22 protein-coding genes are annotated in these 25,406 nt (G+C 60.3%); 12 read left to right on the top strand and 10 right to left on the bottom strand.

Annotation, left to right across the window (positions count from 1 at the left end; all coding sequences use genetic code 11):
* Positions 1-58: 58 nt before the first annotated feature.
* Both HX817_RS11970 and HX817_RS11965 read right to left on the bottom strand, forming a co-directional pair.
* Entirely contained in the window at positions 59-694 is a 636-nt protein-coding gene (locus HX817_RS11970; protein WP_003216351.1) for a response regulator transcription factor, read from the bottom strand.
* Between the two features lie 200 nt (positions 695-894).
* Positions 895-1,629 (bottom strand): response regulator, encoded by a 735-nt coding sequence (locus tag HX817_RS11965; RefSeq protein ID WP_008435633.1) that lies wholly within the window; start codon positions 1,627-1,629, stop codon positions 895-897.
* A 504-nt stretch (positions 1,630-2,133) separates the two neighbouring features.
* Here HX817_RS11965 and HX817_RS11960 point away from each other — a divergent pair.
* The 8 genes from HX817_RS11960 (at position 2,134) to HX817_RS11925 (ending at position 9,832) form a co-directional block, all read left to right on the top strand.
* Positions 2,134-2,763 carry a DUF1120 domain-containing protein gene (locus HX817_RS11960; RefSeq protein WP_177040287.1) on the top strand — a complete coding sequence of 210 codons (630 nt, stop codon included), beginning with the start codon at positions 2,134-2,136 and terminating at the stop codon, positions 2,761-2,763.
* A 44-nt stretch (positions 2,764-2,807) separates the two neighbouring features.
* A complete protein-coding gene (locus HX817_RS11955) occupies positions 2,808-3,425 on the top strand; it encodes a DUF1120 domain-containing protein (RefSeq protein ID WP_168197537.1) in 618 nt (205 codons plus the stop codon).
* Positions 3,426-3,468: 43 nt separating this feature from the next.
* Complete coding sequence (locus HX817_RS11950; protein WP_177040286.1) at positions 3,469-4,098, top strand: DUF1120 domain-containing protein; 630 nt, start codon at positions 3,469-3,471, stop codon at positions 4,096-4,098.
* A 64-nt stretch (positions 4,099-4,162) separates the two neighbouring features.
* Positions 4,163-4,789: a DUF1120 domain-containing protein gene (locus tag HX817_RS11945; protein WP_250884758.1), complete on the top strand. Its 627-nt coding sequence runs from the start codon at positions 4,163-4,165 to the stop codon at positions 4,787-4,789.
* Positions 4,790-4,817: 28 nt separating this feature from the next.
* Positions 4,818-5,516, top strand: coding sequence for a fimbria/pilus chaperone family protein (locus tag HX817_RS11940; RefSeq protein ID WP_008435638.1), 699 nt, complete (start codon positions 4,818-4,820; stop codon positions 5,514-5,516).
* Positions 5,517-5,657: 141 nt separating this feature from the next.
* Positions 5,658-8,027, top strand: a complete 2,370-nt coding sequence (locus HX817_RS11935; RefSeq protein ID WP_177040312.1) for a fimbria/pilus outer membrane usher protein — start codon at positions 5,658-5,660, stop codon at positions 8,025-8,027.
* A gap of 11 nt (positions 8,028-8,038) precedes the next feature.
* The gene (locus HX817_RS11930; RefSeq protein ID WP_134327294.1) at positions 8,039-9,166 is read left to right on the top strand and encodes a DUF1120 domain-containing protein; all 1,128 of its coding nucleotides are present in this window, start codon (positions 8,039-8,041) and stop codon (positions 9,164-9,166) included.
* Between the two features lie 15 nt (positions 9,167-9,181).
* Entirely contained in the window at positions 9,182-9,832 is a 651-nt protein-coding gene (locus tag HX817_RS11925; RefSeq protein WP_087692824.1) for a DUF1120 domain-containing protein, read from the top strand.
* Here the strand turns inward: HX817_RS11925 and HX817_RS11920 are convergent.
* Positions 9,829-11,109 carry a CynX/NimT family MFS transporter gene (locus HX817_RS11920; RefSeq protein WP_177021817.1) on the bottom strand — a complete coding sequence of 427 codons (1,281 nt, stop codon included), beginning with the start codon at positions 11,107-11,109 and terminating at the stop codon, positions 9,829-9,831. The two genes, HX817_RS11925 and HX817_RS11920, sit on opposite strands and share 4 nt — an antisense overlap.
* Entirely contained in the window at positions 11,099-11,758 is a 660-nt protein-coding gene (locus HX817_RS11915) for a FadR/GntR family transcriptional regulator (RefSeq protein WP_003216331.1), read from the bottom strand. The genes HX817_RS11920 and HX817_RS11915 overlap by 11 nt, the downstream gene beginning before the upstream one ends.
* Before the next feature lie 159 nt (positions 11,759-11,917).
* On the opposite strand from HX817_RS11915, the gene HX817_RS11910 reads away from it, so the two are divergent.
* Entirely contained in the window at positions 11,918-12,229 is a 312-nt protein-coding gene (locus tag HX817_RS11910; RefSeq protein WP_003216329.1) for a type II toxin-antitoxin system MqsR family toxin, read from the top strand.
* Positions 12,226-12,708 carry a type II toxin-antitoxin system MqsA family antitoxin gene (locus tag HX817_RS11905; protein ID WP_003216327.1) on the top strand — a complete coding sequence of 161 codons (483 nt, stop codon included), beginning with the start codon at positions 12,226-12,228 and terminating at the stop codon, positions 12,706-12,708. The genes HX817_RS11910 and HX817_RS11905 overlap by 4 nt, the downstream gene beginning before the upstream one ends.
* Before the next feature lie 61 nt (positions 12,709-12,769).
* On the opposite strand, the gene HX817_RS11900 is transcribed toward HX817_RS11905, so the two are convergent.
* The 4 genes from HX817_RS11900 to HX817_RS11885 all read right to left on the bottom strand — a co-directional run bounded on the left by HX817_RS11900 (position 12,770) and on the right by HX817_RS11885 (position 16,938).
* The gene (locus HX817_RS11900; protein WP_003171943.1) at positions 12,770-13,534 is read right to left on the bottom strand and encodes an amino acid ABC transporter ATP-binding protein; all 765 of its coding nucleotides are present in this window, start codon (positions 13,532-13,534) and stop codon (positions 12,770-12,772) included.
* Positions 13,535-13,544: 10 nt separating this feature from the next.
* The gene (locus HX817_RS11895) at positions 13,545-14,642 is read right to left on the bottom strand and encodes an amino acid ABC transporter permease (protein ID WP_003216325.1); all 1,098 of its coding nucleotides are present in this window, start codon (positions 14,640-14,642) and stop codon (positions 13,545-13,547) included.
* Positions 14,643-14,652: 10 nt separating this feature from the next.
* Entirely contained in the window at positions 14,653-15,834 is a 1,182-nt protein-coding gene (locus HX817_RS11890; RefSeq protein WP_003216323.1) for an amino acid ABC transporter permease, read from the bottom strand.
* A 72-nt stretch (positions 15,835-15,906) separates the two neighbouring features.
* Positions 15,907-16,938 carry an amino acid ABC transporter substrate-binding protein gene (locus tag HX817_RS11885; protein WP_003216321.1) on the bottom strand — a complete coding sequence of 344 codons (1,032 nt, stop codon included), beginning with the start codon at positions 16,936-16,938 and terminating at the stop codon, positions 15,907-15,909.
* Between the two features lie 347 nt (positions 16,939-17,285).
* Between HX817_RS11885 and HX817_RS11880 the strand changes: the two genes are divergently transcribed.
* Positions 17,286-17,942 carry an alpha/beta hydrolase gene (locus HX817_RS11880; RefSeq protein ID WP_177040285.1) on the top strand — a complete coding sequence of 219 codons (657 nt, stop codon included), beginning with the start codon at positions 17,286-17,288 and terminating at the stop codon, positions 17,940-17,942.
* Between the two features lie 96 nt (positions 17,943-18,038).
* Positions 18,039-19,526 (top strand): ATP-dependent RNA helicase RhlB, encoded by a 1,488-nt coding sequence (rhlB, locus tag HX817_RS11875; RefSeq protein WP_023659203.1) that lies wholly within the window; start codon positions 18,039-18,041, stop codon positions 19,524-19,526.
* A gap of 11 nt (positions 19,527-19,537) precedes the next feature.
* On the opposite strand, the gene HX817_RS11870 is transcribed toward rhlB, so the two are convergent.
* On the bottom strand, positions 19,538-24,310 hold the full coding sequence (locus tag HX817_RS11870) for an RHS repeat domain-containing protein (RefSeq protein ID WP_177040284.1): 4,773 nt from the start codon (positions 24,308-24,310) through the stop codon (positions 19,538-19,540).
* Positions 24,311-24,356: 46 nt separating this feature from the next.
* Positions 24,357-25,382 carry a hypothetical protein gene (locus HX817_RS11865; protein ID WP_087692829.1) on the bottom strand — a complete coding sequence of 342 codons (1,026 nt, stop codon included), beginning with the start codon at positions 25,380-25,382 and terminating at the stop codon, positions 24,357-24,359.
* Positions 25,383-25,406 lie beyond the last annotated feature (24 nt).

Here is a 25,406-nt window from a genome sequence, read left to right as displayed (position 1 = left end):
TCCCCAAGGCCGGGGAACACTACTGGCATCAACGCCAGGAATACCTCATCCCGTCCCTTCAGGGCACCATTCCGCTGCTGCGAGCATAGTGGAACAAATCCACATCGGTGGAGATACACAGCCGGTTCATCGCGGTACTTTTCTGTTTGCTGATGGTGGAGATGCTGCGATTGACCCGCGCGGCAATCTGGCTGACGGTCATGCCGCTGGCCAGCATGCGCACCACTTCGCGTTCCTTGCCCGACAGTTGCGGCGGTTGTGATTGATCGCCCGTGCCGGCCTGCACCAACTGGGTCCGCAGGGACTCGCTGACGAAGGTCTTGCCCTCGCAGACTTCCTTGATGGCCGTGGGCAACTCCTTGGCCGACGCACTCTTGGCGACAATGCCTCGGGCGCCCTCGGCGAACGAGGCACGCAGGGTGGCGATATTGGCGAACATCGTCACCAGGATCACCGGCACCCCGGGGTATTGGCGTTGCAACAAGCCCAACAACACATAGCCGTCAGCCTGCTGCCCGCCCGGCATGGCGAAGTCCGTCACCAGCACATCGCAAGGGGTGCTGCCCAGTACCCGCAACAGCTCATCCGGGCCGTTGGCCTCACCGACCACCTTGCACTTGCCGTTGGCCTCGATCACCACCTTCTGCCCGATCCGAACAATGGGATGATCGTCAGCAATAATTACGCGAAGCATAGAAATCCATGAGTGATGGCAAATTGATTTGCGCAAAATAACCCTGTCCGTCCCGGGCAACAACCGCCCACCTGGGAGCGGTTTTCAATGGCGTCCCGTGTTCTTAAGCGGGTGATTTTTTACCTACAACAAAAAAGGAAACCACCTACAAACTAAGCCCACAGACAGAGGTAATACCCCCTACAGAATCGCTGAAAATGTCATAAATCTGTCAAATAGCGCAGATACACCAGCAGGTCCTGGTCGAACCGCTGCAATGCCCGCCTGTTGCACCGGATCCCGTGCTTGCGCACCTGTTCGATCAACTCCCCCGCACAGCGATCCAGCTCCGTCTCGCCAAAAAACGCCAGGCTTCCCGCCAGGCGATGCAGGCAGTCGACCAATGCATGCGGGTCGACGATGCGGCAAGCCTGTACCAGGCCTGCGTAATCAGCCTCGGCCTCGCGCACCAGGGTGCGCAACATTTGGTTCACCACCTGTTCATCACCAAATGTCCTGATCAGTTCGGCACGAGTCGGCCAGTGCGCCGCGGCGCAGGCTGTGGCAGGCGGGTTCGTACTGGCGCCCGGCGGCTGTGGCAGCCACTGCTCCAGCACCCCGCGCAATTGTTCCAGGGTCAGCGGCTTGAGCAGCCAGGCATCCATGCCGGCCTCAAGGCAGCGGCGCGCATCGTCCGCAGAGAGTTTGGCGGTCAAGGCAATGATCGGCACACGCGGGCGGCTGTGTACGGCCTCTCGCCGCCTGATCTCACGAGCCATGCTATAGCCATCCAGCACCGGCATGCGGCAATCGCTGATCACCAGGTCGAAATGCCGCAGGGCGATGGCGGTCAACGCGGCCTGCCCGTTGCACACCAGTTCGTGATCGACTTCGAATTTTTGCAGGAACCAGCCCATCAAGGCGCGATAGGCCTGATGGTCCTCGACGATCAGCACGCTCAGGTGCTTCCAGTGAACAGGAGGACTGCGCCATGGCACCGTTTGCTGCCTGGGGGCGTCGTCAGCAAACACGCTTGGCGTCATGGCCACCTCGATATCGGCGCCGACCTGCCAGGGCCATCAGACGGCCCTGGCATATCGTCTAGTGAGGGTGCGCTTGACGGTGATCCTTAACCCATCCGCCTGGCACCCATTACCGAATCAAGCTATCCACATGAATACCACTCTTGCGATACAAGAACTACGAAAAGACAGTTTTTCCTACAGCTCCGCCCACCTATTCCGACTTGACGCAGGCGAGCTAGAGGGATAGCGGATTGTCGTAATTCTTGTATTTCCCCTCCTCCCCCCCGGCGCTAAATTGCGCCCCACCCCAAGAGGGCAACCCGCCAACTCACCTGGCGGCCAACTATCCGAACTGACCCGACGCCCAACCGCGCCTCTTTCTGCGCTGCGGTGAGCTGCACCCGTCAGTTGATCCAACACCGAGACAATACAACCATGAACAAGCACCTGATCGCCGTCGCCAGCGCCCTGCTGATCACTGGCACCGCCCCCGCCTTCGCCGCCAGCACCGTGGACCTGACAGTCAAGGGCATCATCACCCCGAATGCCTGCACGCCGAGCCTGTCCAGTGGCGGGGTCATCGACCACGGCAAGATGTCGGCCAAGGACTTGAACGCCACCCAGATCACCCTGTTGCCGAAAGTCACGCTGCAAATGACCGTGACCTGCGATGCGCCGGTGATCTTCGCCCTCAAGGCGACCGACAACCGTATTGGCTCCGGCAGCGGCAGCGGCTTCGGGCTGGGATTTATCAACGGCACGCAAAAGCTGGGTTCCTATAGCTTGACCCTTGGCGCCACCGGTAGCCCGCCCCAGGCCGACGGCGAAACCGTGCAAGCCATCGGGTCTTTCGACAATGGCGTCACCTGGGAGCGTTGGAACAGCTTTGAAACCGGCACCTATCTCTCGGTCGCCACCCTGGCAGACGCCAGCACCCCGCGTGCCACCCAGCAACTGGTCACCCCCGTGGCCTACAGCGGCTACATCAACCGCACCGACGGCCTGGACCTGAGCAACGAAGTCAATATCGACGGCTCGACCACCATTGAAGTGCTCTACCTGTAACCCACCTTCGCCCCTGACCTGCAACCAAAAGGTGCTGCTCGATGATGAATTCCTCACCCGCTGTCTTTCTCGCCACGTTGCTGCTGGCCCCCACCGTACTGGCCACCAGCAGTACCGACTTCGCCGTCACGGGCACCATCACGCCGAATGCCTGTGAACCCATGCTCTCCGGCGGAGGCGTGGTGGATTACGGAAAAATGCCGGCCAAGGAACTCAACACCGACAGCCCGACCTCACTGCAGCCGCAGACCATGCAAATGGAAGTCCTGTGTGAGGCGCCAACGTTCATCGCGCTGAGCACGATCGATAACCGCGCCGGCACTTCGGCAATTAACGACTACTGGCATGGCCTGGGGTTGACGGACAGTGGCGAAAAACTTGGCGCCACCGCATTCGGCCTGCTCAACCCGGTCGCGGACGGCGTCACGGTCAAGACGATCAACTCGACCGATGGCGGGGTGACCTGGCTCCCGTCGATTTACCTGGGCCACTACACCCAAACCTCGGTCGCCACCAACGGCGGTGCGAACACCCCGATTGCGATACGGCAATTCAGTGCCGACCTGCGCGTGTACACGATGGTCGACGGCACCGACCGCCTGACCGTGCTCGACGAAGTGCCGCTGGACGGCCATGCCACCGTGCAACTGAAGTACCTGTAACCCTTTATTCAACCGGCCCCACTCGAAAGGAAACGTGTGCCCCATGAAACTTACGCTCAATGCCCTGGCCACCGCGCTGCTGCTCAGCACCAGCGCCTCTGCCCTGGCGGCGTCCACCGTCGACCTGACTGTCAAAGGGGTGATTACCCCCAACGCCTGCACACCTGGCCTGTCCGGCGGAGGGATGGTGGACTACGGCAAGATCTCCGCCAAAGACCTGAACCTCACGACCCCCAAACAACTGCCACGCACCACCTTGCAACTGACCATCACCTGCGACGGCGGCACCCTGTTTGCCGTCAAGGGCACCGACAACCGCGCCGGGTCCAACTCCAGCGGCGGCACCTACGGCCTGGGGTTGATCAACGGTACCCAGAAGCTGGGGGCCTACGACCTGATGCTGAATAACGCAGTCGCAGACTCTGTCGCCGTCACGGTGCTGGAATCCGGGGATAACGGCACGACCTGGGCAGAGTCGGCGGACGCGATCCTGCCACCCAGCGCATTGGCGGCTTTCGGCGATAGAACCTCGGGCACCTGGCTGCCGGTACCGATCCAGCAAGTCGTCAGCGACCTGGTGGTGTACACGCAGATCGCCCGGGCCGACAGCCTGGACCTGAGCGATGAACACCCGATCGACGGCTCGGCCACGCTGGAAGTGAAGTACCTGTAAACCCGCGGCCTCGCCGTTCGCAGCGAGGCGCCTTACTTGCACCGAACACATTGAAGACCGAATGATGAACAGAACCCTACGCCTGTGCACGGCGCTGTTATTGCTCAACACCGGCTCTAGCGTGTTTGCCAGCACCGCCACCGAGATGACCCTGTCGGGCCTGGTCACCCCCAGTTCCTGCACCATCGCGCTCTCCGGCAGCGGCATCATCGACCACGGCACCATCCCTGCCCATCTCCTCAACCAGGTGGCTCCCACCCCGTTGCCCACCCAATGGCTGGAGGTAGAGATCCACTGCAGCGGCCCCTTGTTGTTTGGCCTGATTGGCCTGGACAGCCGCGAAGATTCGTCCGCCGCACCGGACACTACCTACGGCCTGGGGAGAAACCCCATCGCGCCCGCGGAGCAGTTGGGTTACGTCGACCTGGCGTTCGAAGCGGCGCAAGGAGACGGCCAGGCCATGCAGTCACTTGTGTCAAACCCCGAAGGCGGCCTCTGGGCTCCCCAACCGGCCATCCACCCCAAGACTCTGATGGGCTTTGCCCGTCCCGGCCGACCGTTTCCGGAACCCATCGTCACCCTGACCACCCGGATCCGCGCACAGACCACCATCCACCCGGCGAACCGTCTGACCCTCAGGCAAGACGTTCCCCTCGATGGCTCACTGGTCCTGGATTTGCGTTACCTCTAAGCCCTGTGATCATTTTAGGAACTGCGTCATGAAGACCTATCCAACCTTGCTGGCCCTGGGCTGGCTGCTGAGCACCCAGGCGTTTGCCGACGGCATGGTGCCCGACACCTCGGTGGTGATCGTCAACGAGGCCGACGGCGAAGCTTCGGTGTCGGTGACCAACACCGACGGCAAACTGGCCCTGCTGCACGTCACCCTGGAAGACATTCCGGAAGACACCGAATCGCTGCTGTTCGTCACCCCGCCCCTGTCCCGGGTCGAGGCCGATAAAAGCCAGCTGGTGCGCTTTATCCTGCGCAACCCCACGCCCCTGAAAACCCAACGCCTGAAGCGGGTGATCTTCGAAGGCATGCCCAAGGACCGTGACGCCGCCCAGGCTGGCCATGCGCGGGTGGGCGTGACCGTGCGCCAGAACCTGCCGGTGATCATTCATCCCAAGGGCCTGGCGCCGAACCGCACACCCTGGACCGGGCTGACCTGGTCGTTGAACGCCGGTCACCTGAACGTCGCCAACCCCACGCCTTACGTGGTGCGCCTGGCCCAGGAGCTGCAATTGCTGCCCGGCAAGCAGAGCCTGGTGCTGCCGCGCACTTATGTGTTGCCCGGCGAAACCCTGCGGCTCAGCACGCCCCACACCGCCACGGCCGTACGCCTGCAACCGGCCACCGTGTACGGCTTTGCCGTCGCCGCCTATGAAGCACCGATAACCGCCGCAAACGCTGAATAACGAAGTGACAGCCCTGTGACTGTCACCGGGAAGCCCGCCAACCGTTGCCGGCTTCCATAACCTGAGTGCCTTTACGTGAACACAGTAACCACTGACCCGGCTGGCGAAGCCGTGCCCGACTGTCCTTTACGCCCCGCCCGGATGCGGGCCGCGCTGCCACTGACCATGGCGTTGCTGTCGGCCGATGCCTGGGGCGACGCCTTCGACGCGCAAACCCTGCACCAGCGCGGTATCGACCCGGAACTGGCCTACCTGTTGCTGGACGCACCGCGCTACACCAGCGGCCGCCACGCCGTGAGCCTGACGGTGAACGGCCAGCGCCGTGGCCGCCTTGATGTTCAGTTCGACAGCCAGGGGGCGCTGTGCTTTGACCGCCCGCTGCTGGACGCCGCCGACCTGGTGATACCCGCGCCGCTGGGCGACAGCACCTGCCATGACTTCCTCGGCGAATACCCGCAAACCGTGGTGGAGCAAGACCCCGCCAGCCTGAGCGTGAGCCTGATGGTGCCCACCGATGCCCTGCGCCCGCGCCAACGTGAGCTGTCCGGTTATGAAACCGGAGGGTTCGCCGGCTTGCTCAACTACGACCTCACCGGTTTGTACAACCGTTATGGCGACGGCGCCAGCCGCTTCGGCTCGGCCAATACCGAGCTGGGCTTCAACGCCGGCGACTGGATCGTGCGCAGCCGCCAGGTACAGACCTGGCAAGACTCCCGGTCCCGCAGTACCCACCTGGAAGCCTATGCCCAGCGCACCTTCGCCGAGCAGCAGGCGGTGTTGCAGGCCGGGCAGATCAACCTCTACAACCCGGTGCTGTCGTCCGCGCAGATCACCGGCATGCAGCTGTTTACCGAACAGGCCCTGCAGGACCAGGAACAGGGCTCGACCATCAGCGGCATCGCCAACAGCCCGGCCCAGGTCGAGGTGCGCCAGAACGGCGCGCTGATTCACTCCACGGTGGTGCCGGCCGGGCCGTTCTCGCTGACCGACGTGAGGCGCCTGAACACACGCTCGGACGTTGAAGTGACGGTCAAGGAAAGCACCGGCGAAGAGCGGCGCTTCACCGTGCCGGCGGCGATGCTCGGCATCGGCTTGCCAGCGCCGGGTTACTCGTTGGGGGCGGGCCGGGTGCGCAATATCGGCGATACGCGCGGCGACGATCCGTGGGTGATCAGTGGCGGCTGGAGCGGCGCCTTGAACCCGCGCCTGAGCCTGGGAGCCGGCGCGCTTGCCGCCGAAGACTACCGTGCCACGGGTGCCAGCCTCGGCCTGTTGCCGTGGCCAGACGGCCAGGTACAACTGTCGACCCAGATTGCCGATGCCCAACGCCTGGGTGAACGCGGCGTACAGACCGACCTGAGCCTGTCCCAGCGCCTGGGCCGGCAATGGTCGATCACCGCCGGCGCCTCCCACCGCACCATGGGCTACCGGGAGCTGGAAGACGCCGCCTACTACGATTCGCGGGACGACGAAGGTCGCCTCACCCGCTATCGCGACCAGCAGAGCCTGGCCCTGGGCTGGGCCCATCCATGGCTGGGAGCCTTCAATGCCGGCCTGTCGCGCACCACCACGTTCAACGGCGAAAACAGCAGCCGTGCCCTGGCCTCATGGGGCACCAGCGTGCGCGGCGTGTCGCTGTCGGCCAGTGCCGAGTGGCAGGTCAGCGGCCGGCAGAATAACGAGAACGCGGTGTACCTGAACCTGAGCGTGCCACTGGGTGAGAACCGGCGTGGGCGCTCCTGGGTGCGCAACTCCGGTGGCGAGCATCGCATCGGCCTGGGGGTGAACGAGCAGGTCAACGATCAACTCAGTTACCGGGTCAGTGCCGAGCACGACAGCCGCGACCAACAAGTGGAATCCACCCTCGGCGTGTCCTATCTGCCGCGCTATGCACAACTGGACATGAACTACAGCCGCTCTGACGCCGAGCGCTCCAGCTACCAGGGCGGTGTGCGCGGTGCAGTGGTGGCCCACAGCGGTGGCGTGACCTTCTCGCCTTATCCGGTGCGCGAGACCTTTGCGCTGGTGTCTGTCGGCGATATGGCCGGGGTCAAGCTCACCACGCCCAGCGGCCCGGTGTGGACCGACTTCCAGGGCCAGGCCGTGGTACCGCAGGTGTCCGCCTACGGGCGCAGCCCCGTGGAAGTGCAAACCCAGTCGCTGCCGCGCAACGCCGATATCAGCAACGGCCTGGCCGTCATCAGCGCCGGTCGCGGTGCGGTCGACCGCGTGGAATTCGGCGTGGCGCTGACCCGTCGTGCCTTGCTCACGGTGGCAACCGACCACGGTACGCCACTGCCCCGTGGCGCCACGGTGAGTACCGTCGATGGCGAGTTCGTGACCCTGGTGCAGGAAGGCGGCCAGGTGTTCCTGCCGAACGTACTGGACCCACGCCCCCTGTGGGTCAAGGCACCGGGCATGAGCCGCTGTGAACTGCAGGTTGAACTCGCGGAAAAAGCCGACCCGCAGGTGTATTTCGAAACCGCCCCGGCCCGCTGTGTGATGCCATGAGGAAGACTGTGATGAAGCGATTGTTACTGCTGGGATTGGCCCTGGGCGCCATCGTCCAGGGCCGGGCGCACGCCGACGAATGCCAACTGACCCTAAGCCAGTCGCGCCTGGATTTCGGCGTGATGAACCGCGCCGTGCAGCGCAACCCCGGCGCAGAAATCCTGCTGGGAGAACGCCGCCTGAGCCTCAACCTGAACTGCCCGACGCCCACCGATATGCACGTGTTCTACCGAGCCCTGGCCGCGACCGCCGAGCGCTACCGCTTTACCGAGCGTGGCAGTTACCGCGTGCACATCAGCGATGCGGTACTCGACGGCCAGGCTGTTGAACTGGGGTTGACCAGCGGGCAAGGCCAGGCGCCCAGTGCCAGGGGCAGGACACTCGACTGGCGGCCCGACCAGGCCATCGTACCGTTGCGCGACGGTGCGCCGACCACCGGCAGCAGCTTCTCGGCGCAATTGCTGGTCAATGCCTGGGCGCAGGCCGACGCCCTGCAAGTGCGCGACGCGGTGACCTGGGAAGCCAGCGGCTTGATCGACGCCGTCGCCAGCGGCCGCGCACGGGAGTTGTCGCTGCAAGCCGGCTTCGCTCCGGCGGCCTGCGAGACCACGCTGTCCAACGGCGGCATCATCGACTTTGGCCGTATGTGGTCCAGGAGCCTTAACACCGACAAGGAAACCGGGCTGGTCTCCCGCAGCCTGCTGTTGAGTATCGGCTGCGACGGCCCGACTCATTTCGCCTTGCGCATGCATGACAACCGCAAAGGCTCGGCCACCGGCGGCATCGACGAAACCGCCTACGGCCTGGGAGTGGACGACAGCCGTAATAAAATCGGCCGGTACTTCCTCTATTTCGACCCTTTCGACCTGCGCGCCGATGCCCTGCCCCAGGTATATCGCACCGACTCCACCACCGGTGGCGTGGCCTGGAGCAGCTCCAGCGCCTACCCCATTCCCATCGGCAGCAGCAGTTTGCTCGGCTTTACCGCTCTACCCGGCAGCAATGCCGGCCCGACCGCGATCCAGAATCTGAGTGGGCAGATCAGCGTGCGCGCCGTCCTGTCCCCCATGAACAGCCTGGACCTGCGTACGGAAGTACTGCTCGACGGTTCGGGCACGATTGAAATTATCTACCTCTGATCAAGGAGTATGGTCATGCACCTACGCCAGCGTTCTCTCGCAACACTTGCCCTGCTGACCCTCAGCAGCGGTGCCACGGCAGCCTCCAGTGTCGAACTCGGCGTCACCGGCTTGCTCACTCCCAGTGCCTGTACACCGGCGCTGTCGAGCAACGGGCTGATCGACTACGGCAAGATTTCCCAACAGGAGTTGAACATTGATCGCGGCAAACGCCTGCCGGTGCGCTACCTGAGCGTGACCATCAACTGCGAGGCAGCGACTCGCTACGCCCTGCGCATGAGCGACAACCGCGACGGCACCGCCAACGTCAACAGCGAAATCTACTACGGGCTGGGCCTGGACCCGAGTGGCAACAAGATCGGGCTGTACTCCCTGACCTTCGACCCCAAGCAGACGGTGATCGACAGCCTGCCGGAGGTTTACGGCACCGAGTCCACCAGCGGCGGGATCGCCTGGCGCACCGCCAACAGCAACCCGATCGACATCGGTTCGCGCAGCTTTCTCGGCTTTACCGACACCGTCGGCAGCACCAGCGGGCCGACGGCCTTTCAGACGCTGAGCAGCCTGGTCAGGGTCGATACGGTGATCGCTGCCAAGAACAATCTCGACCTCAGCAGCGACGTGCATATCGATGGTTCCAGCACTATGGAAGTGCTGTACCTCTAGACCTTTTCGCTGGTCACGCCGACATACCGCGCACGCCCGGCGCCCAACCCCGCGATGATCGCGCCCAGGCCGATCACCGCGAAAATCCAGCCGGTGGCGTTCCAGCCACCGGTCCAGTCATGCACCAGCCCGACCGCGAACGGCCCCATGGACGCCAGGGTGTAGCCGATGCCCTGGGCCATGCTCGACAGGTTGGCGGCTACATGGGAGTCCCGTGAACGCAGCACGATCAAGGTCAGCGCCAGGCTGAAAGTGCCACCCTGGCCCAGGCCCAGCAGAATCGCCCAGCCCCACAAGCCGTCCAACGGTGCATACAGGCAACCGAACAGGCCGCCCAGGGTCAGCACCATCACCACCACGATGGCCAGGCGCTGGTCCTTGCCACGAGTGGCCAACCAGGGCGCAGCCAGGGAACTGGCCAGTTGCACAATCACCGAACCGGAAAGCACCAGGCCCGCCTGGGTGGCGCTCAGGCCACGGCCGATCAGGATCGACGGCAGCCAGCCAAACACAATGTACGCCAGGGAGGATTGCAGGCCCATGTACAGGGTCACCTGCCAGGCCAGCGGATCACGCAACAAGCCCTTCACGCGATAGGCCACCTGGTGCGCGCCGTGTTTCTGGCCGACCTGTGGCAACCAGAACAACGCCGCGACCAACGCCGGGAGAATCCAGAACCCCAGGCCGATGTTCCAGCTGTCGCCGAAGTAATGACTCAGGGGCACCGTGGATCCCGCCGCCAGCGCTGCACCCAGGCACAGGGCCATGGTGTACACGCCGGTCATGGTGCCGGCCTGTTTGGCGAAATCGCGCTTGACGATACCGGGCAACAGCACCCCGATGATGCCGATACTCGCGCCCGCCAGCAGGCTGCCGGCGAACAGCCCGGCCTCACCGAATGAACTGCGCAGGATGATGCCGCCGGCCAGGGTCAGCAGAATGCCCAGCACCACCCGCTCAGCGCCAAAACGCCGGGCCAGGATCGGAGCCAACGGTGCGAACAGGCCCAGGCACAACACGGGCAGCGTCGTCAGCAGCCCAGCCTTGGCCGCCGAGAGCCCCAGGCTATGGGAGACCTCAGCGAGCAGCGGCGCCATGCTCGACAACGCCGGGCGCAGGTTCAGCGCCACCAGGATCAGGCCCAGCAGCAACAACCACGGACGGCTTACCACCGGCGGGCTGTGCTGGACCTCATCGTCATCGGCTTCGGCGTCGATCAGCAGTTCATCAAGGGCATTTTCTGAACGGGGCATGGTGGTCTCGGGTTCAAGGTTCATTGATCAACTGCCGGGACAGGGCCTTGGCGCGTTCCGGGTCCTGTTGCTCCACGGCATCGAGCAAGGCGCCGTGCAGGTCGAATACCGCTTGCCGGCGCGGCTGGATATTCAGGGTCTGGCGCAGTTGCGCGCCGACAATGCTCGAGAAGTACTGATACAGCTCGCTCAAGGCCGGGTTGTGGGCCGCGTCCACCAGGCGTTTGTGGAACACCAGGTCGCAGCTGATGTAGTGCTCAAGATCACCGTGGTAATGGTCGCCGCTGGCGTTGAGGGCCGCGCGCAAAGCGACCAGGTCTTCATCGGTGCGGCGCAACGCGGCCAAGCCGACTGCCTCGACTTCAAGAATCTGCCGCGTCTCCTGCGCCTGAGCCAGGGTGCAGTGGGACAAGGCTTTCATCGCGCCCAGCGGGTCGGTCATGGAGCGCAAATAGCTGCCGTCGCCCTGGCGGATCTCGATCAACCCGGAGAATGCCAATACGCGCATGGCTTCACGCACGGTGTTGCGGCTGATCCCCAACTCGGCAGACAACTCGGGCTCGGTGGGCAGGCGTTCGCCGATGGCCCATACGCCTTGGGTGATGCGCTGGCGCAACTGTTCGAGGGCTTGATCGACGAGGGAGCGTTTTATCAGGGGGGCGATGTCTGTCATGGGTTTCGTCCTTTCATCCAATCATAGGATGAATTTTCCCACAGCCTATTCGGAGTTGCCTACAAAGGCAACGCACTAGGGTTCTTGGGCAGGCAAAGGAGCAGTATTTTCGATTGGTAAAATTACCCTCAGAGGGTAATTATTGGACTCAGGTGTCTTATGGAAAAGTACACACCTCATTACGATTTGGCGGTGATAAAGGCGGATGTCAGGCGGCTTGGAAAGCAAGCATTTACTCAAAGCGCACGCCGTTGCGGCGAGGATCTTGATTTAAGCATCGAACAAATGCAGGCGGTCATTTTCGAGTTGAAAAACACGATGCTGTACAAGTCGATGACCACTCATGACGACCATCGAGTTTGGCAAGATGTGTATCACATTCACTCACATGATCTGGAGATCTACATCAAGGTGACCTACCGCACGGATGGTAAACCTCCGGTGATCTCCTTCAAGGAGAAAAACCCATGAAAACAGAGCAATGCTTCAGCTGCGGCAGGCATGACGGAATGCATCACTTCTCAGGACGTAGCGAAACATCGGAAGTCAAAGGTTTGCATCGCCGTATAGACGATCTGTCTGGATGGGAGTGCCAGGCATGTGGAGAGGTGATCCTGGACCCCGAAGACGCGGAACGCTATTCAGACCACTGCGATGAAATCGTTCACAGTTTCAGGCAGATGGTCGGCACCGAGATGAAGCGCATACGCCGCAAACTGCACCTTTCACAAAAAGAAACGGTACAACTGCTATCGGGTGGCGGCCACAACGCCTTATCTCGCTACGAGCGCGGTGAGGTATTGCCCCCCAAATCCCTGGTAGTCCTGATGCGTTTGCTTGAGCGTCACCCCCACTTGCTGGTCGAAGCAAAAATCCTGAGTGAAGGCGCAGATCTTCGCAATTCCGTGCATACGGTACATAAAGAGCACGAGACCCTGACGACAACTTGATTGATGGCAAAAATAAACCCGGCACCAGGCCGGGTTTATTGTTTCAAGCATCACTCATCGATCAATGCAAAATCTGGCTCAAGAACAACTTGGTCCGATCATTCTGCGGGTTGTCGAAGAAGTCATTCGGCGCCGCCTGTTCAACGATCTCGCCCTTGTCCATGAAGATCACGCGGTTGGCCACGGTGCGCGCAAAGCCCATTTCGTGGGTCACGCAGAGCATGGTCATGCCGTCTTCCGCCAGGCCGATCATGGTGTCCAGTACCTCTTTCACCATTTCCGGATCGAGCGCCGAGGTCGGCTCATCGAACAGCATGATTTTCGGCTTCATGCACAGCGCACGGGCAATCGCCACGCGCTGTTGCTGGCCGCCGGACAACTGCCCCGGAAACTTGTGGGCCTGCTCCGGAATACGCACGCGCTCAAGGTAGTGCATGGCAATTTCTTCAGCCTTGCGCTTGGGCATCTTGCGTACCCACATCGGGGCGAGCGTGCAGTTCTGCAGGATGGTCAGGTGCGGGAACAGGTTGAAGTGCTGGAACACCATGCCGACTTCGCGGCGGATCGCTTCGATCTGCTTGAGGTCGTTGGTCAGTTCCACGCCATCGACCACGATGCGGCCCTGCTGGTGCTCTTCCAGGCGGTTGAGGCAGCGGATGGTGGTGGACTTGCCGGAACCCGACGGGCCGCACAGCACGATACGCTCGCCCTGCTTGACGTTCAGGTTGATGTCTTTCAACACGTGGAACTGGCCGTACCACTTGTTGACGCCCTGCATCTGAATAATGCCTTCAGGGCTCACAGGCTGTTTGATCGCTTCACTCATCACAACACTCCTAACGCTTGTGGCCTGTGTCCAGCTTGTGTTCCAAATGAATGGAATAGCGGGACATACCAAAACAGAAAATCCAGAACACCAGGGCGGCGAACACGTAGCCTTCAGTGGCCATGCCCAACCATTTCGGGTCGGCGGCGGCTTGCTTGACGCTGTTGAGCAGGTCGAACAGGCCGATGATGATCACCAGGCTAGTGTCCTTGAACAACGCGATAAACGTGTTGACGATGCCCGGGATCACCATCTTCAGTGCCTGGGGCAAAATCACCAGGCCCATGCTGCGCCAGTAACCCAGGCCCATCGCGGCCGCAGCCTCGTATTGGCCCTTGGGAATCGCCTGCAAGCCACCGCGCACCACTTCGGCCACATAGGCCGACTGGAACAGGATCACGCCGATCAAGGCCCGCAGCAATTTGTCGATGCCCATGCCTTCCGGCAGGAACAGCGGCAACATTACCGACGACATGAACAGCACCGTGATCAACGGCACGCCGCGCCAGAACTCGATGAAGGTCACGCAGACCACACGAATCGCCGGCATGTTCGAACGCCGACCCAACGCCAGCACAATGCCCAGCGGCAAGGCCCCGGCAATGCCGACGGTGGCGATCACCAGGGTCAGCATCAAGCCGCCCCATTGGCTGGTGGCCACGTTGGTCATGCCGAAGATCCCGCCGTGCAGCAGGAAGTAGGCAACGATCGGGTACACCACCAAAAAGCTCAGGCCGTAGACCGCCTTGCGCGTGAAGCGCGAGATGAACAACGGCGCCACACCCACGATGGCCAGCCACACGGTCAGGTCGACGCGCCAGCGCAGGTCGCCGGGGTAGTAGCCGTACATGAACTGCCCGAAGCGCTGTTGGATAAACACCCAGCAGGCGCCCTCCTTGGTGCAGTCGGCGCGGGTGGTACCGACCCAGTTTGCATCGAGGATCGCCCAGTGCAGGATCGGCGGCACGACCAGGTAGATCAGGTAGAACGCCAGCAATGTCAGCAGGGTGTTGAGCCAGCTGGAAAACAGGTTGGCGCGCATCCATGCCATCGGCCCGAACACTTTGTTCGGTGGCGGCATATCAGGTTTGAAAGTATGCGTACTCATGCAGGTTTCCTCACCGCTCGATCAGCGCAATGCGCTTGTTGTACCAGTTCATCAGCAGGGAAATGCTGATGCTGATCGCCAGGTACACGCTCATGGTGATGGCAATAACCTCGATGGCCTGGCCGGTCTGGTTGAGCACCGTGCCGGCAAACAGCGAAACCATTTCCGGGTAACCGATACCGGCCGCCAGTGACGAGTTTTTCGCCAGGTTCAGGTATTGGCTGGTCAGCGGCGGAATGATCACGCGCAGGGCTTGCGGGATGATCACCTTGCGCAGGGTCGGACCGTTGCGCAGCCCGAGGGAACGCGCCGCTTCGGTCTGGCCGTGGCTGACGGACTTGATGCCTGAACGCACGATCTCGGCGATAAACGCCGCGGTATACACGGTCAGGGCCAGGGTCAGCGCCAGCAACTCGGGAATCAGTACCCAGCCGCCGACGAAGTTGAAGCCTTGCAGCTTGGGCATTTCCCAGTGCAGCGGCGCGCCGAACACCAAAGCGCACAGCGCAGGGATCACCACCAACAGCGCCAGGCCGGCCCAGAACTTGTGGAACGGAACACCGGTGGCTTCAAAGCGTTTATTTGCCCAACGGGCCATCAGCACAATGGCGATGATTGCCACCACGACGCTGATCACAAACGGCCAGAAACCCTCCGCCATCAACGCGGCGGGCATGTTCAGGCCACGGCTGCTGACAAAGAACGTGTCGCCGAAGTTGTGGCTGTTGCGCGGCCCCGGCATCGTCAGGAATACCGCGAAGTACCAGAACAGGATTTGCAGCAGCGGCGGAATGTTGCGGAACACTTCCACATACACCGTGGCCAGCTTGTTGATCATCCAGTTGGGCGACAAGCGCGCCACACCGATGATGAACCCGAGGATGGTCGCCAGGACCACACCGATCACCGTCACCAGCAGGGTGTTGAGCAGACCGATCACAAAGACCCGGGCATAGCTGTCCGATTCGGTGTAGTCGATCAGGTGCTGAGCGATGCCGAAGCCGGCACTGCGCTCAAGAAAGTCGAAACCCGAGGTAATGCCCCGGTGTTGAAGGTTGGTTTGCGTGTTGTTGAACAGGTACCAGCCCAACGAGACCACCGCCACAATCGTGATGATCTGGAATAGCCACGCACGCACTTTTGGATCACTGAAGCTGAGCTTCTGTTTTGGTGCGCCGATTTGATTTTGCATTAAGTGCCCCAGAAATAATGGAACAGAACATCACCCGGCGGTTGGCCCACCGGGTGATAGAACCATCAGCGATCAGCGCACAGGTGGTGCGTATTGAATGCCACCGTTGGTCCACAGAGCGTTCAGGCCACGATCGATTTCCAGAGGCGTGCTCTTGCCGAGGTTTTTCTCGAACACTTCGCCGTAGTTACCGACCTGCTTGACGATCTGTACGACCCAGTCCTTCTTCACTTTCAGGTCTTTGCCGTATTCGCCGTCAGCACCCAGCAGACGGGCAACGTCCGGGTTCTTGGTGGACTTGGCTTCAGCTTCGACGTTTTTGGAGGTGATACCGGCTTCTTCGGCGTTGAGCATGGCGTAGCCAACCCAGCGCACGATGGCCAGCCACTCGTCGTCGCCGTTACGCACGACAGGGCCCAGTGGTTCTTTGGAAATGGTTTCCGGCAATACCACGTAGTCTTTCGGCGAAGCCAGCTTGCTGCGCTGTGCGTAGAGCTGGGACTTGTCGGAGGTCAGTACGTCGCAACGACCGGATTCCAGCGACTTGGCGCTTTCATCGGAGGTGTCGAACGTGATCGGGGTGTACTTCAGGTTGTTGGCGCGGAAGTAGTCGGAGACGTTCAGCTCAGTGGTGGTACCGGCCTGGATGCAAATGGTTGCACCGTCCAGTTCCTTGGCACTTTTCACGCCCAGCTTGTTGTTCACCAGGAAACCAACACCGTCGTAGTAGGTGATGAAGCCCGGGAATTTCAGGCCCATGCCGGCATCGCGGGAGCTGGTCATGGTGGTGTTGCGCGACAGGATGTCGACTTCGCCAGACTGAAGCGCGGTGAAACGCTCCTTGGCATTCAACTGGCTGAATTTGACCTTGGTTGCGTCGCCGAATACGGCAGCGGCAACAGCACGGCACACGTCAGCGTCGATCCCGAGGATCTTGCCGCTGGCGTCCGGCACCGAGAAGCCCGGCAGACCGTCGCTCACGCCACACTGCACAAAGCCTTTCTTCTGCACGGCATCCAGAGTGGCGCCAGCCTGGGCGAAACCACTGACACCCAGTACGGTAGCCGCGGTCACGATGGCCAGGGTGGATTTCAATACCTTCATTCAAACCTCCAGTTTTGCTCTTGTTGTGTCGGAGCTCGAACCCCACCGCACCCTTATGAGGCGACATCGACCCGTGTTGGCTTTTTTTGGGGTCAAACAGCATGAGGTTTTTGCTTTAAGTCCAGTTGCTATCCCACAGGCGCCAGTCACTGATAGTGTTACCGCCTGGGGTGAGCCTTGACATCGGGTTTCACATAGCAAGCCCCGTACCAGACTGATGGCTGAGTCGTTTCAGCCCATGGTCAAGAGCAAAAGATTCAACCTTGCGACATTCTCTTAACAGATCAACCCGTCGCGCACCGTTCCGACGCACTCAATCGGAGCGCACGCACATTTATGGAGCAGACATGACCGAACCCTTGATTCTTCAGCCCGCCAAGCCCGCAGACGCCTGCGTAATCTGGTTGCATGGCCTGGGTGCCGATCGCTACGACTTCCTGCCCGTGGCCGAAGCCCTGCAGGAAAAACTCCTGTCGACGCGCTTTGTCCTGCCCCAGGCGCCGACACGCCCGGTGACCATCAATGGCGGCTACGAGATGCCGAGCTGGTACGACATCAAGGCCATGAGCCCGGCGCGTTCCATCAGTGTTGAAGAGCTGGAAGCCTCGGCAAAAATGGTTACCGACCTGATCAAGGAACAAAAAAGCAGCGGGATAGACGCCTCGCGGATTTTCCTCGCCGGTTTTTCCCAGGGTGGCGCCGTGGTGTTCCACACCGCTTTCCTGAAATGGCAGGGCGCATTGGGTGGCGTGATTGCCCTTTCCACCTACGCTCCCACCTTCGGTGACGAACTTGAATTGTCGGCCAGCCAGCAACGGATTCCGGCGCTGTGCCTGCATGGCCAATACGACGACGTGGTGCAGAACGCCATGGGTCGCAGCGCCTATGAGCATTTGAAGTCGCGCGGTGTCACCGTTGCATGGCAGGAATACCCAATGGGCCATGAAGTGTTACCCCAGGAGATACGCGATATCGGTGACTGGTTGGCCGCCCGCCTGGGCTGAAAACCACCCATTGTGTAGCCGCATGACCAACGCACTACGCCGCGCCCGATTCTTGCATTACACTGGCCGGCGTACATTCCTTAACCAATTGATGAGATGACCGTGCTCAAAGCACTCAAGAAGATGTTCGGTAAAAGCGAGGCTGAGCAGCTCGCGCCAGGTTCCAGTGCCCCCGCCCACGTTCAAGGCAGCCGCAATGACGGCCAGCAGCCTGGCCGGACCGCACCTGTAGCCTCGCCAAAAAAAGAGCCGGTGACCACACCCGCCACGGTTAACGTCGCTGAAGAGCCAGCCGCCGACCAACCACGCCAGGAGCCACGCCAGGAAAAGCCGCGCCGTGAACGCGCGCCCAAACCTGTGGTTATTCCCTGGAAACTGGAAGACTTCGTTGTCGAACCCCAGGAAGGCAAAACCCGCTTTCATGATTTCAAGCTCGCCCCGGAACTGATGCACGCCATCCAGGACCTGGGTTTCCCGTACTGCACGCCGATCCAGGCGCAAGTGCTGGGCTTCACTCTCGCCGGCAAAGACGCCATCGGTCGCGCCCAGACCGGTACCGGCAAGACCGCTGCGTTCCTGATCTCGATCATTACGCAGTTGTTGCAGACCCCACCGCCAAAAGAGCGCTACATGGGTGAACCCCGCGCACTGATCATCGCCCCGACCCGGGAGCTGGTGGTACAGATCGCCAAGGACGCCGCCGACCTGACCAAGTACACCGGCCTCAACGTGATGACGTTTGTTGGCGGGATGGACTTCGACAAGCAGCTCAAGCACCTGGAAGCGCGCCACTGCGACATCCTGGTGGCCACGCCGGGGCGCTTGCTGGACTTCAACCAGCGCGGCGACGTGCACCTGGACATGGTCGAAGTGATGGTGCTGGACGAAGCCGACCGCATGCTCGACATGGGTTTCATCCCACAAGTGCGTCAGATCATTCGCCAGACCCCGCCGAAAAACGAGCGCCAGACCCTGCTGTTCTCCGCGACCTTCACCGAAGACGTGATGAACCTCGCCAAGCAGTGGACCACCGACCCGTCCATCGTCGAGATCGAGGCACTCAACGTCGCCAGCGAGAACGTCGAACAGCACATCTATGCCGTGGCCGGTGCCGACAAATACAAGCTGCTCTACAACCTGGTCAACGACAACGGTTGGGAGCGGGTCATGGTGTTTGCCAACCGCAAGGACGAAGTGCGCCGCATCGAAGAACGGCTGGTGCGTGATGGCGTGAATGCCGCGCAACTGTCCGGCGACGTGCCGCAACACAAGCGCATCAAGACCCTGGAAGGTTTCCGCGAAGGCAAGATTCGCGTGCTGGTGGCCACCGACGTGGCCGGGCGCGGGATTCACATCGATGGCATCAGCCACGTGATCAACTTCACCCTGCCGGAAGTGCCAGACGACTACGTGCACCGGATTGGCCGTACCGGCCGCGCGGGCGCGGCGGGCGTGTCCATCAGCTTTGCCGGTGAAGACGACTCGTATCAGTTGCCGTCGATCGAAACCTTGCTGGGCCGCAAGATCAGCTGCGAAACGCCGCCGACGCATTTGTTGCGTCCGGTGGAGCGCAAACGCCCTTAAGCTGGAAGACCTCAGGCCGAATTCCATTCGGCCAGGATCGGTTGGCGAACACGCGAGGCCTCCTGCGAAAAGGCCTCATGGAAAGTGAAGCTGCTGCCCGACATATCGACAAGGCGATGGGCCTGAGGCTGGGGTTGCGGCTGCCCCAGTGGCTGCTGCAAGTTCTCGGCATCGCCCCCGATAGGCGCTGCCGGCTGGCGCTTTCTGATCCGACCGTCGACCGAGCGGTACAGATTGACCACGCGCAAGCCAAAACGCGTCACCCCCCAGGCTTGGCTTGGCAGCGTAATGTCATTGAAGAACTTGTAAGAAGCACCGGTCAGCAACTTGCCAGCGGCCTGCAATCCAGCCCTTGCTTGGGAACTCAATAGACTGAAGCTTCGGACCGCCGGGCTTGCGGCGACTTCAACCGCCCGGGAAGCGCCCGTCGCCGCTATGCCTGCGCCCCCTAAACTGGCCGCGACACCCACCGCTGCAAAGGTCAGCGATGCCCAGTTCAGGACGTTGATTTGACTGGAGCGATCCCAGCCCATCTGATTGTCGACCGCCTCAACGCTCAGTGCGGCAATCCCCAACGTCCCACCTACCGAGGCCGCGCCTGAGGCTACCAACAGCGCGCTCTTGCCGGCAATGGTCAGTGCAGCGGCTTGAGCGCCGATGGCAGCGAGCAAGCCCGCAGTTGCAAGCCCAGCGGTGACCACCGACATGCCCAGTGCAACACCGGTCAGTGCCCACCGGGCCCATGTTGGAAAACTGAAGAGGCCGCTGGGGTCCGACCAATTCACCGGGTCACCGCCACAATAGGCGTAGCTGTTGATCCCGCCCTCGTCAAAAGGACTGAGGGGATCAGGAGAGAGAAACACCATCAGTTCGGGGTCATAGGCACGGCGCCCATTACCCAGGTGATAGAGGTTGACCGGTACGTCCAGCCGCTCGCCGTTGTAGGCGGGCAATTGCATTTCCATCATCGTGGGCGACACGTCATCCCGCAACTCGATCCTGGCGTCACCGTAGGGTGCGTAATGCCGGCGCACCTTGTCCGTGATCGGTGCCACCACACCGCGGACGCTGCCAGCGCCGTCAAGAACCAGTAGTTTCTGGTAATTACCACTATCTCGGTAGGCCACCACCTGGTCACCGTCGCGCACGTAACGTGCCCGCATGCTGACCTGCGCCAGCGTGTCGAGCCGATCCCCGGCATAGGCCAGCATCACGGGAGCTTCGTTGCCTCGCGCAGCAAGCACCTGGCGTGCTTCGCCGTCGTACTGGTAGCTGTACTTGTCTGTGGCGGTCTGTACAGCAGTGAGCTGGTCAAAACCGTTGTACGTGAAACCGCGACCGAAGGTGCCCTGTTGCAAATTACCGGCGGCGTCATAGCTCAGGGTCAGGTTTCGTACCGGGTTTGTATGGGTCAGGTGCGTCAGGCAGGCAGGGTCCTTACCCTGGAAAAACCGCTCGCTGCGGTCGCTACTGCCATCGATAAACGTTGTCCGCACTTCAGTCATATTATCGAGACCGTCATAACTGAAACGCTGTTCCTTGATCGCCCGATCCAATTTATCCATCGGGTATTGCGTGCCCTCGCACACATAGGATTTGAGTCGCGAATAACCATCGTAAGTGAACGTCTCGCCCGTGACCACGGCGTCATTCGCGTCTTTCAACGTGCGAGTGGCCAGCAGGCCATCGTCGTAATAGGTGCTGACAATGTTCTGCAGTAGCGCACCGTCCTGTTCCAGCTTGCGTTCCGACTCACGCCCCCATGCGTCAAAGGTCACCGAGTCGGTAAGACGCATTTGATAATTGAGGGTTCGCGCCGAAAGGCGGCCCAGACTATCGTAAGTCCGGATCATGCGGACGAAACCGGTGGTGGTCTGTTGGAGGCGTCCGAACTGGTCATATACGAGGTCACTGTGCTGCCCATCCGCCGCGGAGTGCCGCAACAGCCGCCCACCCGGCGAATAACTCGTCAGGCTAGTCAAGGGCTGGCTGCCCAGCGTCTGGACTTCCTTGGCGAGATAGCCGTTCTCGTCGTAACTCATCTCATGCTTGAGCCCGGCGGTGAGTGATTGTCGCATCGCTCCACTGATGGGGTCGTACTCAAGGTCTATCGGTGCATGCCCTGCCATCTTGACGCTCGTTAATGTCTCCAGCTCAGGATCATGACCGTACTCTTGACGATCACCGCGCGGCGAAGTCACCGCCACTGGCGCAACCTGGTTGGGCTTGTACTCCCAGGTCGTGGCTGTTGCGTTGCCACGCGCTTGGGAAATGACGCGGCCCAGGCTGTCGTATTCACGCGTGCCAAGCAGCTTGCTGTCTACGGTGAGGGTGCGCACCATTGGCTCGCTGGTGCCAAGCGCATACGTCGTCAACCGCTCACGGGGCGGCGTTCCGTCGGATGGGGTTTCCAGGCTGCGCACCACACGATCAAAAATGTCATAGGCGTATTCAGTCTTGGTCTTCCTGGCATCGATGCGCTCCGTGCAGCGGCCCAGCCCGTCATAAGTACGGGTTTCCACCACAATGCGCGCACCGCCAACGCTCACCCGCTCAACCCGTGCCGGTTGATTGTGTTCGTTGAACCAGGTTTCCAGTTGCGCGTCACCTTGCACCCCCGTCACCCGGCGGTTGAGGAGCGGGTCATATTCATCGATCAATACCCGACCATCGGGTTGAGTTACCGTCCACGGGTTGCCCCAAATGTTATAGGCGTGGCTGGTTTTCAATGTACGCGGCCCATCACCCAGATAATCCAGACGGGTTTGCTTCACGAGCCGCCCGAGTGCGTCGTACGCCCAGTCCCCCAGGAGCCTGTCATTGCCTGCAATACCATCAAGCGATTGTGCAGCAGAGAGCTGGCGTCCCATGCCATCGAAATACGTGAAGAGCACGGTGCCTTGTGCATCCGTGGTGACCAAATGGGCCATCTTGGCCCCGGCCGAAAAGTGATAGGCATAACGACGTCGGGCCATCTGGAGCGTGCCTGGCGCGGCGGTTTCCGATGTCAGCCGCCCACTGACATCGTACGTCATCGCCAGGCTGCCGACGGCATCACGTGTCATGTCGAGCAGACGCTGATTGGTCAGTGACCACGTGCGCGCGGACTCGAGCCATTGACCAGGCTCACGCCCCTTCAAGCTCCGGACTTCGGTGATCGAGTCGCCATTGAAGGTGCAGGTGAAATCGGAGACCAGAGAGAGTTTGTCGATCGTCGTCGTGGAGCTTTTCAAGCGACCATGCAGGGCGGGGTTGGCGGCCACAGAATGATAGGTATAAGACGTATGGGTGCCCCCTTCAAGGTTGATGGCAAGCGGCATGACGAAGTAGCCGCCCCCCGTTATCGAGACGTCGGTGTGGGAATGTTCAGTGGTCCGAGCCGCAGTGGTCGATCTGGCCGGGAAAAGCTTTTCCAGCTTCAGGTAACGTTGAAAGAGTCCATGGGGGTCGGCAGGGCATCTTCGGGGCTCGCCGGTCACCGGGTAATAAGTGTATTCGGTGCGTACGCCGGAGGCCTCGGTGCGGCTTAGTTCGTTGCCGAAGTCATCGGTGGTGATACTGACCACTTCCGCCCTTGGGGGTTTGCCACCCTGGGGATACAGCTCAAAGGTCTTGGTGATGCGGCTCGGAAGTTGGAGATTGGCGGGCTGATTTGGAAACTGGATGCCCCGAACTTCATTGTAGACAGTCTCGGTTTTGACCTGGCTGCCATTGGCTAGCATTAATTCCTCAGTCATCAGGTGAAAACGATTATAAGTGGCGCGGGTCGACCGCAGGGGCTTGCCATTATTATCAACGTAAGTTTCTTCCGCCCAATAAGCGTACTCGCTATCCACCCGATACAAATTATCCTGGCCCTGGCGAAATCCGCCATTAAGAGGATATCCCGTGAAGTTACGGTTGGGACTGTAGTTATAAGAGCGGACGACTGAGGGCTGCCCGCGTCCGGGGTTTTGCTCCCAGTAGGTGACGACCGGAATATACAAACGGGCATCGTATTGATGCCCATTTGAGTTATACCGAATTATCTCCTGCCCCCCCATGGGTGTCATAACCTGCGAAATAGCTACCATTGCATCAGGCAACCTGAGGTACTGAAACGAATAGGCCTCACTTGCGACTGGCCCGGCCAAGTCATAAGGAACCGTGACCTTGGTCAGTTGATTGTCGATATGAGTATATTCAAATCGCGTACGGGCATAACGATTACCATCAATTAGTGTATCGGCGGTTACCAGCGATCCGGCGGAATACTTCAACATCAACAGGTCAGTTTCTTTATCGTCAACAATGCTCTGCAATAAGTTATTACCGCCATACCGGAAGGTCAGCCGCTCGCCATTTTCGAACTGGATAGCACTGATCTTATAGGGACCGGGAATGCTGAGGGGACGCAGGATTTCGACAGTGCCATCCTTGTAAATTACGTGCAGCGTATTTTGCGCAACCCGTTTTATGGTGAGGTCCTTCAACTTATGGTCGGTAATAACAGCATTGTCCCCTACGGAGGGCAGCCCTTGGGTTAGATATTGTTCACCGTTGAGTAGCGTAAGCTTGAAGCTGTTCGGGTCAAATTCGGTATTCGACAAGCTCCAGCCTTTACCGTAGCCACTGTTGCGGGTATCCATCATCGAGAACGCCAAGGCAATCTCTCGACTGACCTCTAACGGCCCTTTTGGGCTCAAGACTGCCAAACGAATCAGACACCCATACTGCCCGGTACGCAGGTCAACCGAACCGCCGAGGTGGGCACTGAAATTAAACGCGTTCGAATAGATGTCCATAGGTCCACCGCTTCGCACTTGGAGAGGGGATGAAATGCCTGGAACGTCAGGGTTTTGAAGTGGCGCGCAGCACCATCACATTGTAATTGTCGGTCTCGGTCAGGTAATAGTGATGCGAGCAGCCATAACTATCGACCATTGTCCAAATACTGGCCCCTTGTTGATCGGTGTTGGGGTTATCCAACCAGGCCTTGACTCGCGCAGCACGCATGATGGTATTGCGCTTGTTCGCAGGAATTGGGTCATTTCCCCCTGAAGATTTTTTCAGCAGGCTATTCATTGTGATGTTTCCAACAGTATTACCCCGTATGACACCGCCGATCTGTCTAATACCGTGCCCAATGTCCCGAGTGTAGTAAATATCAAAGTGATCCCCCTGAACAGATGAATCTTTTAATTTTACGGGATCAGTCGGAGGTATATTCTCGACAAATCTCAACCCAAGGGGGGGCGTCCAATAATAAATATCCACATCCACACCCTGCACTGAAAAGGCGTCGGTATCAGCCCAATGATCGAGCCGCTCAGCAGACAATGTATAGGGCTCTTGACACTTAACAGTGACAGATGATTGATAATTAACATTATCTCTCTCCATATTAGTTGTATATGTTTTACGTCCCACCGTAATTTTTGCCATAAACTGCTGATTACCACTTGATCTCAGATCACACCTCAGGTATCGCTTCTCATTTTCGAGCGGACCAATACCGGGCATCGGCTGAATAATAGGGTTAGAAGGGGCTGTAGCCATGCTGGGTTCCTCAAGCACCCCCGACCACCGACCCATGTTAAATTCGTTCCTTTTTGTATCACAATACCATCCGGCCGGAATTGTCGCTTCTGGGTTTGTGGAATACTCAACCACCGTGGCACTTTCAAGCTCCGTCGCCTCAAAGGCTGCCAGCTCCCATATACCTTCAGCGTTTCTCCTCTCCTTTTGGACAATTATATTGACTTGACATTGCTGTTTGCCACCCAGATACACCTCATTATTAACTACATTGCCACCATCGCGAGGGAATTCAATATCAAACGTTTTTAAACGAACATTGGGATCTTCCGCTTTCATTTCCTTCTCCTTATCCAACATAGG

The sequence above is a fragment of the Pseudomonas sp. C6002 genome (genome assembly GCF_013385805.1).
GTDB lineage: Bacteria > Pseudomonadota > Gammaproteobacteria > Pseudomonadales > Pseudomonadaceae > Aquipseudomonas.
The sequence above is the reverse complement of the archived record's forward strand: the minus strand, read 5'-3'. Positions and strand labels throughout refer to the sequence as shown.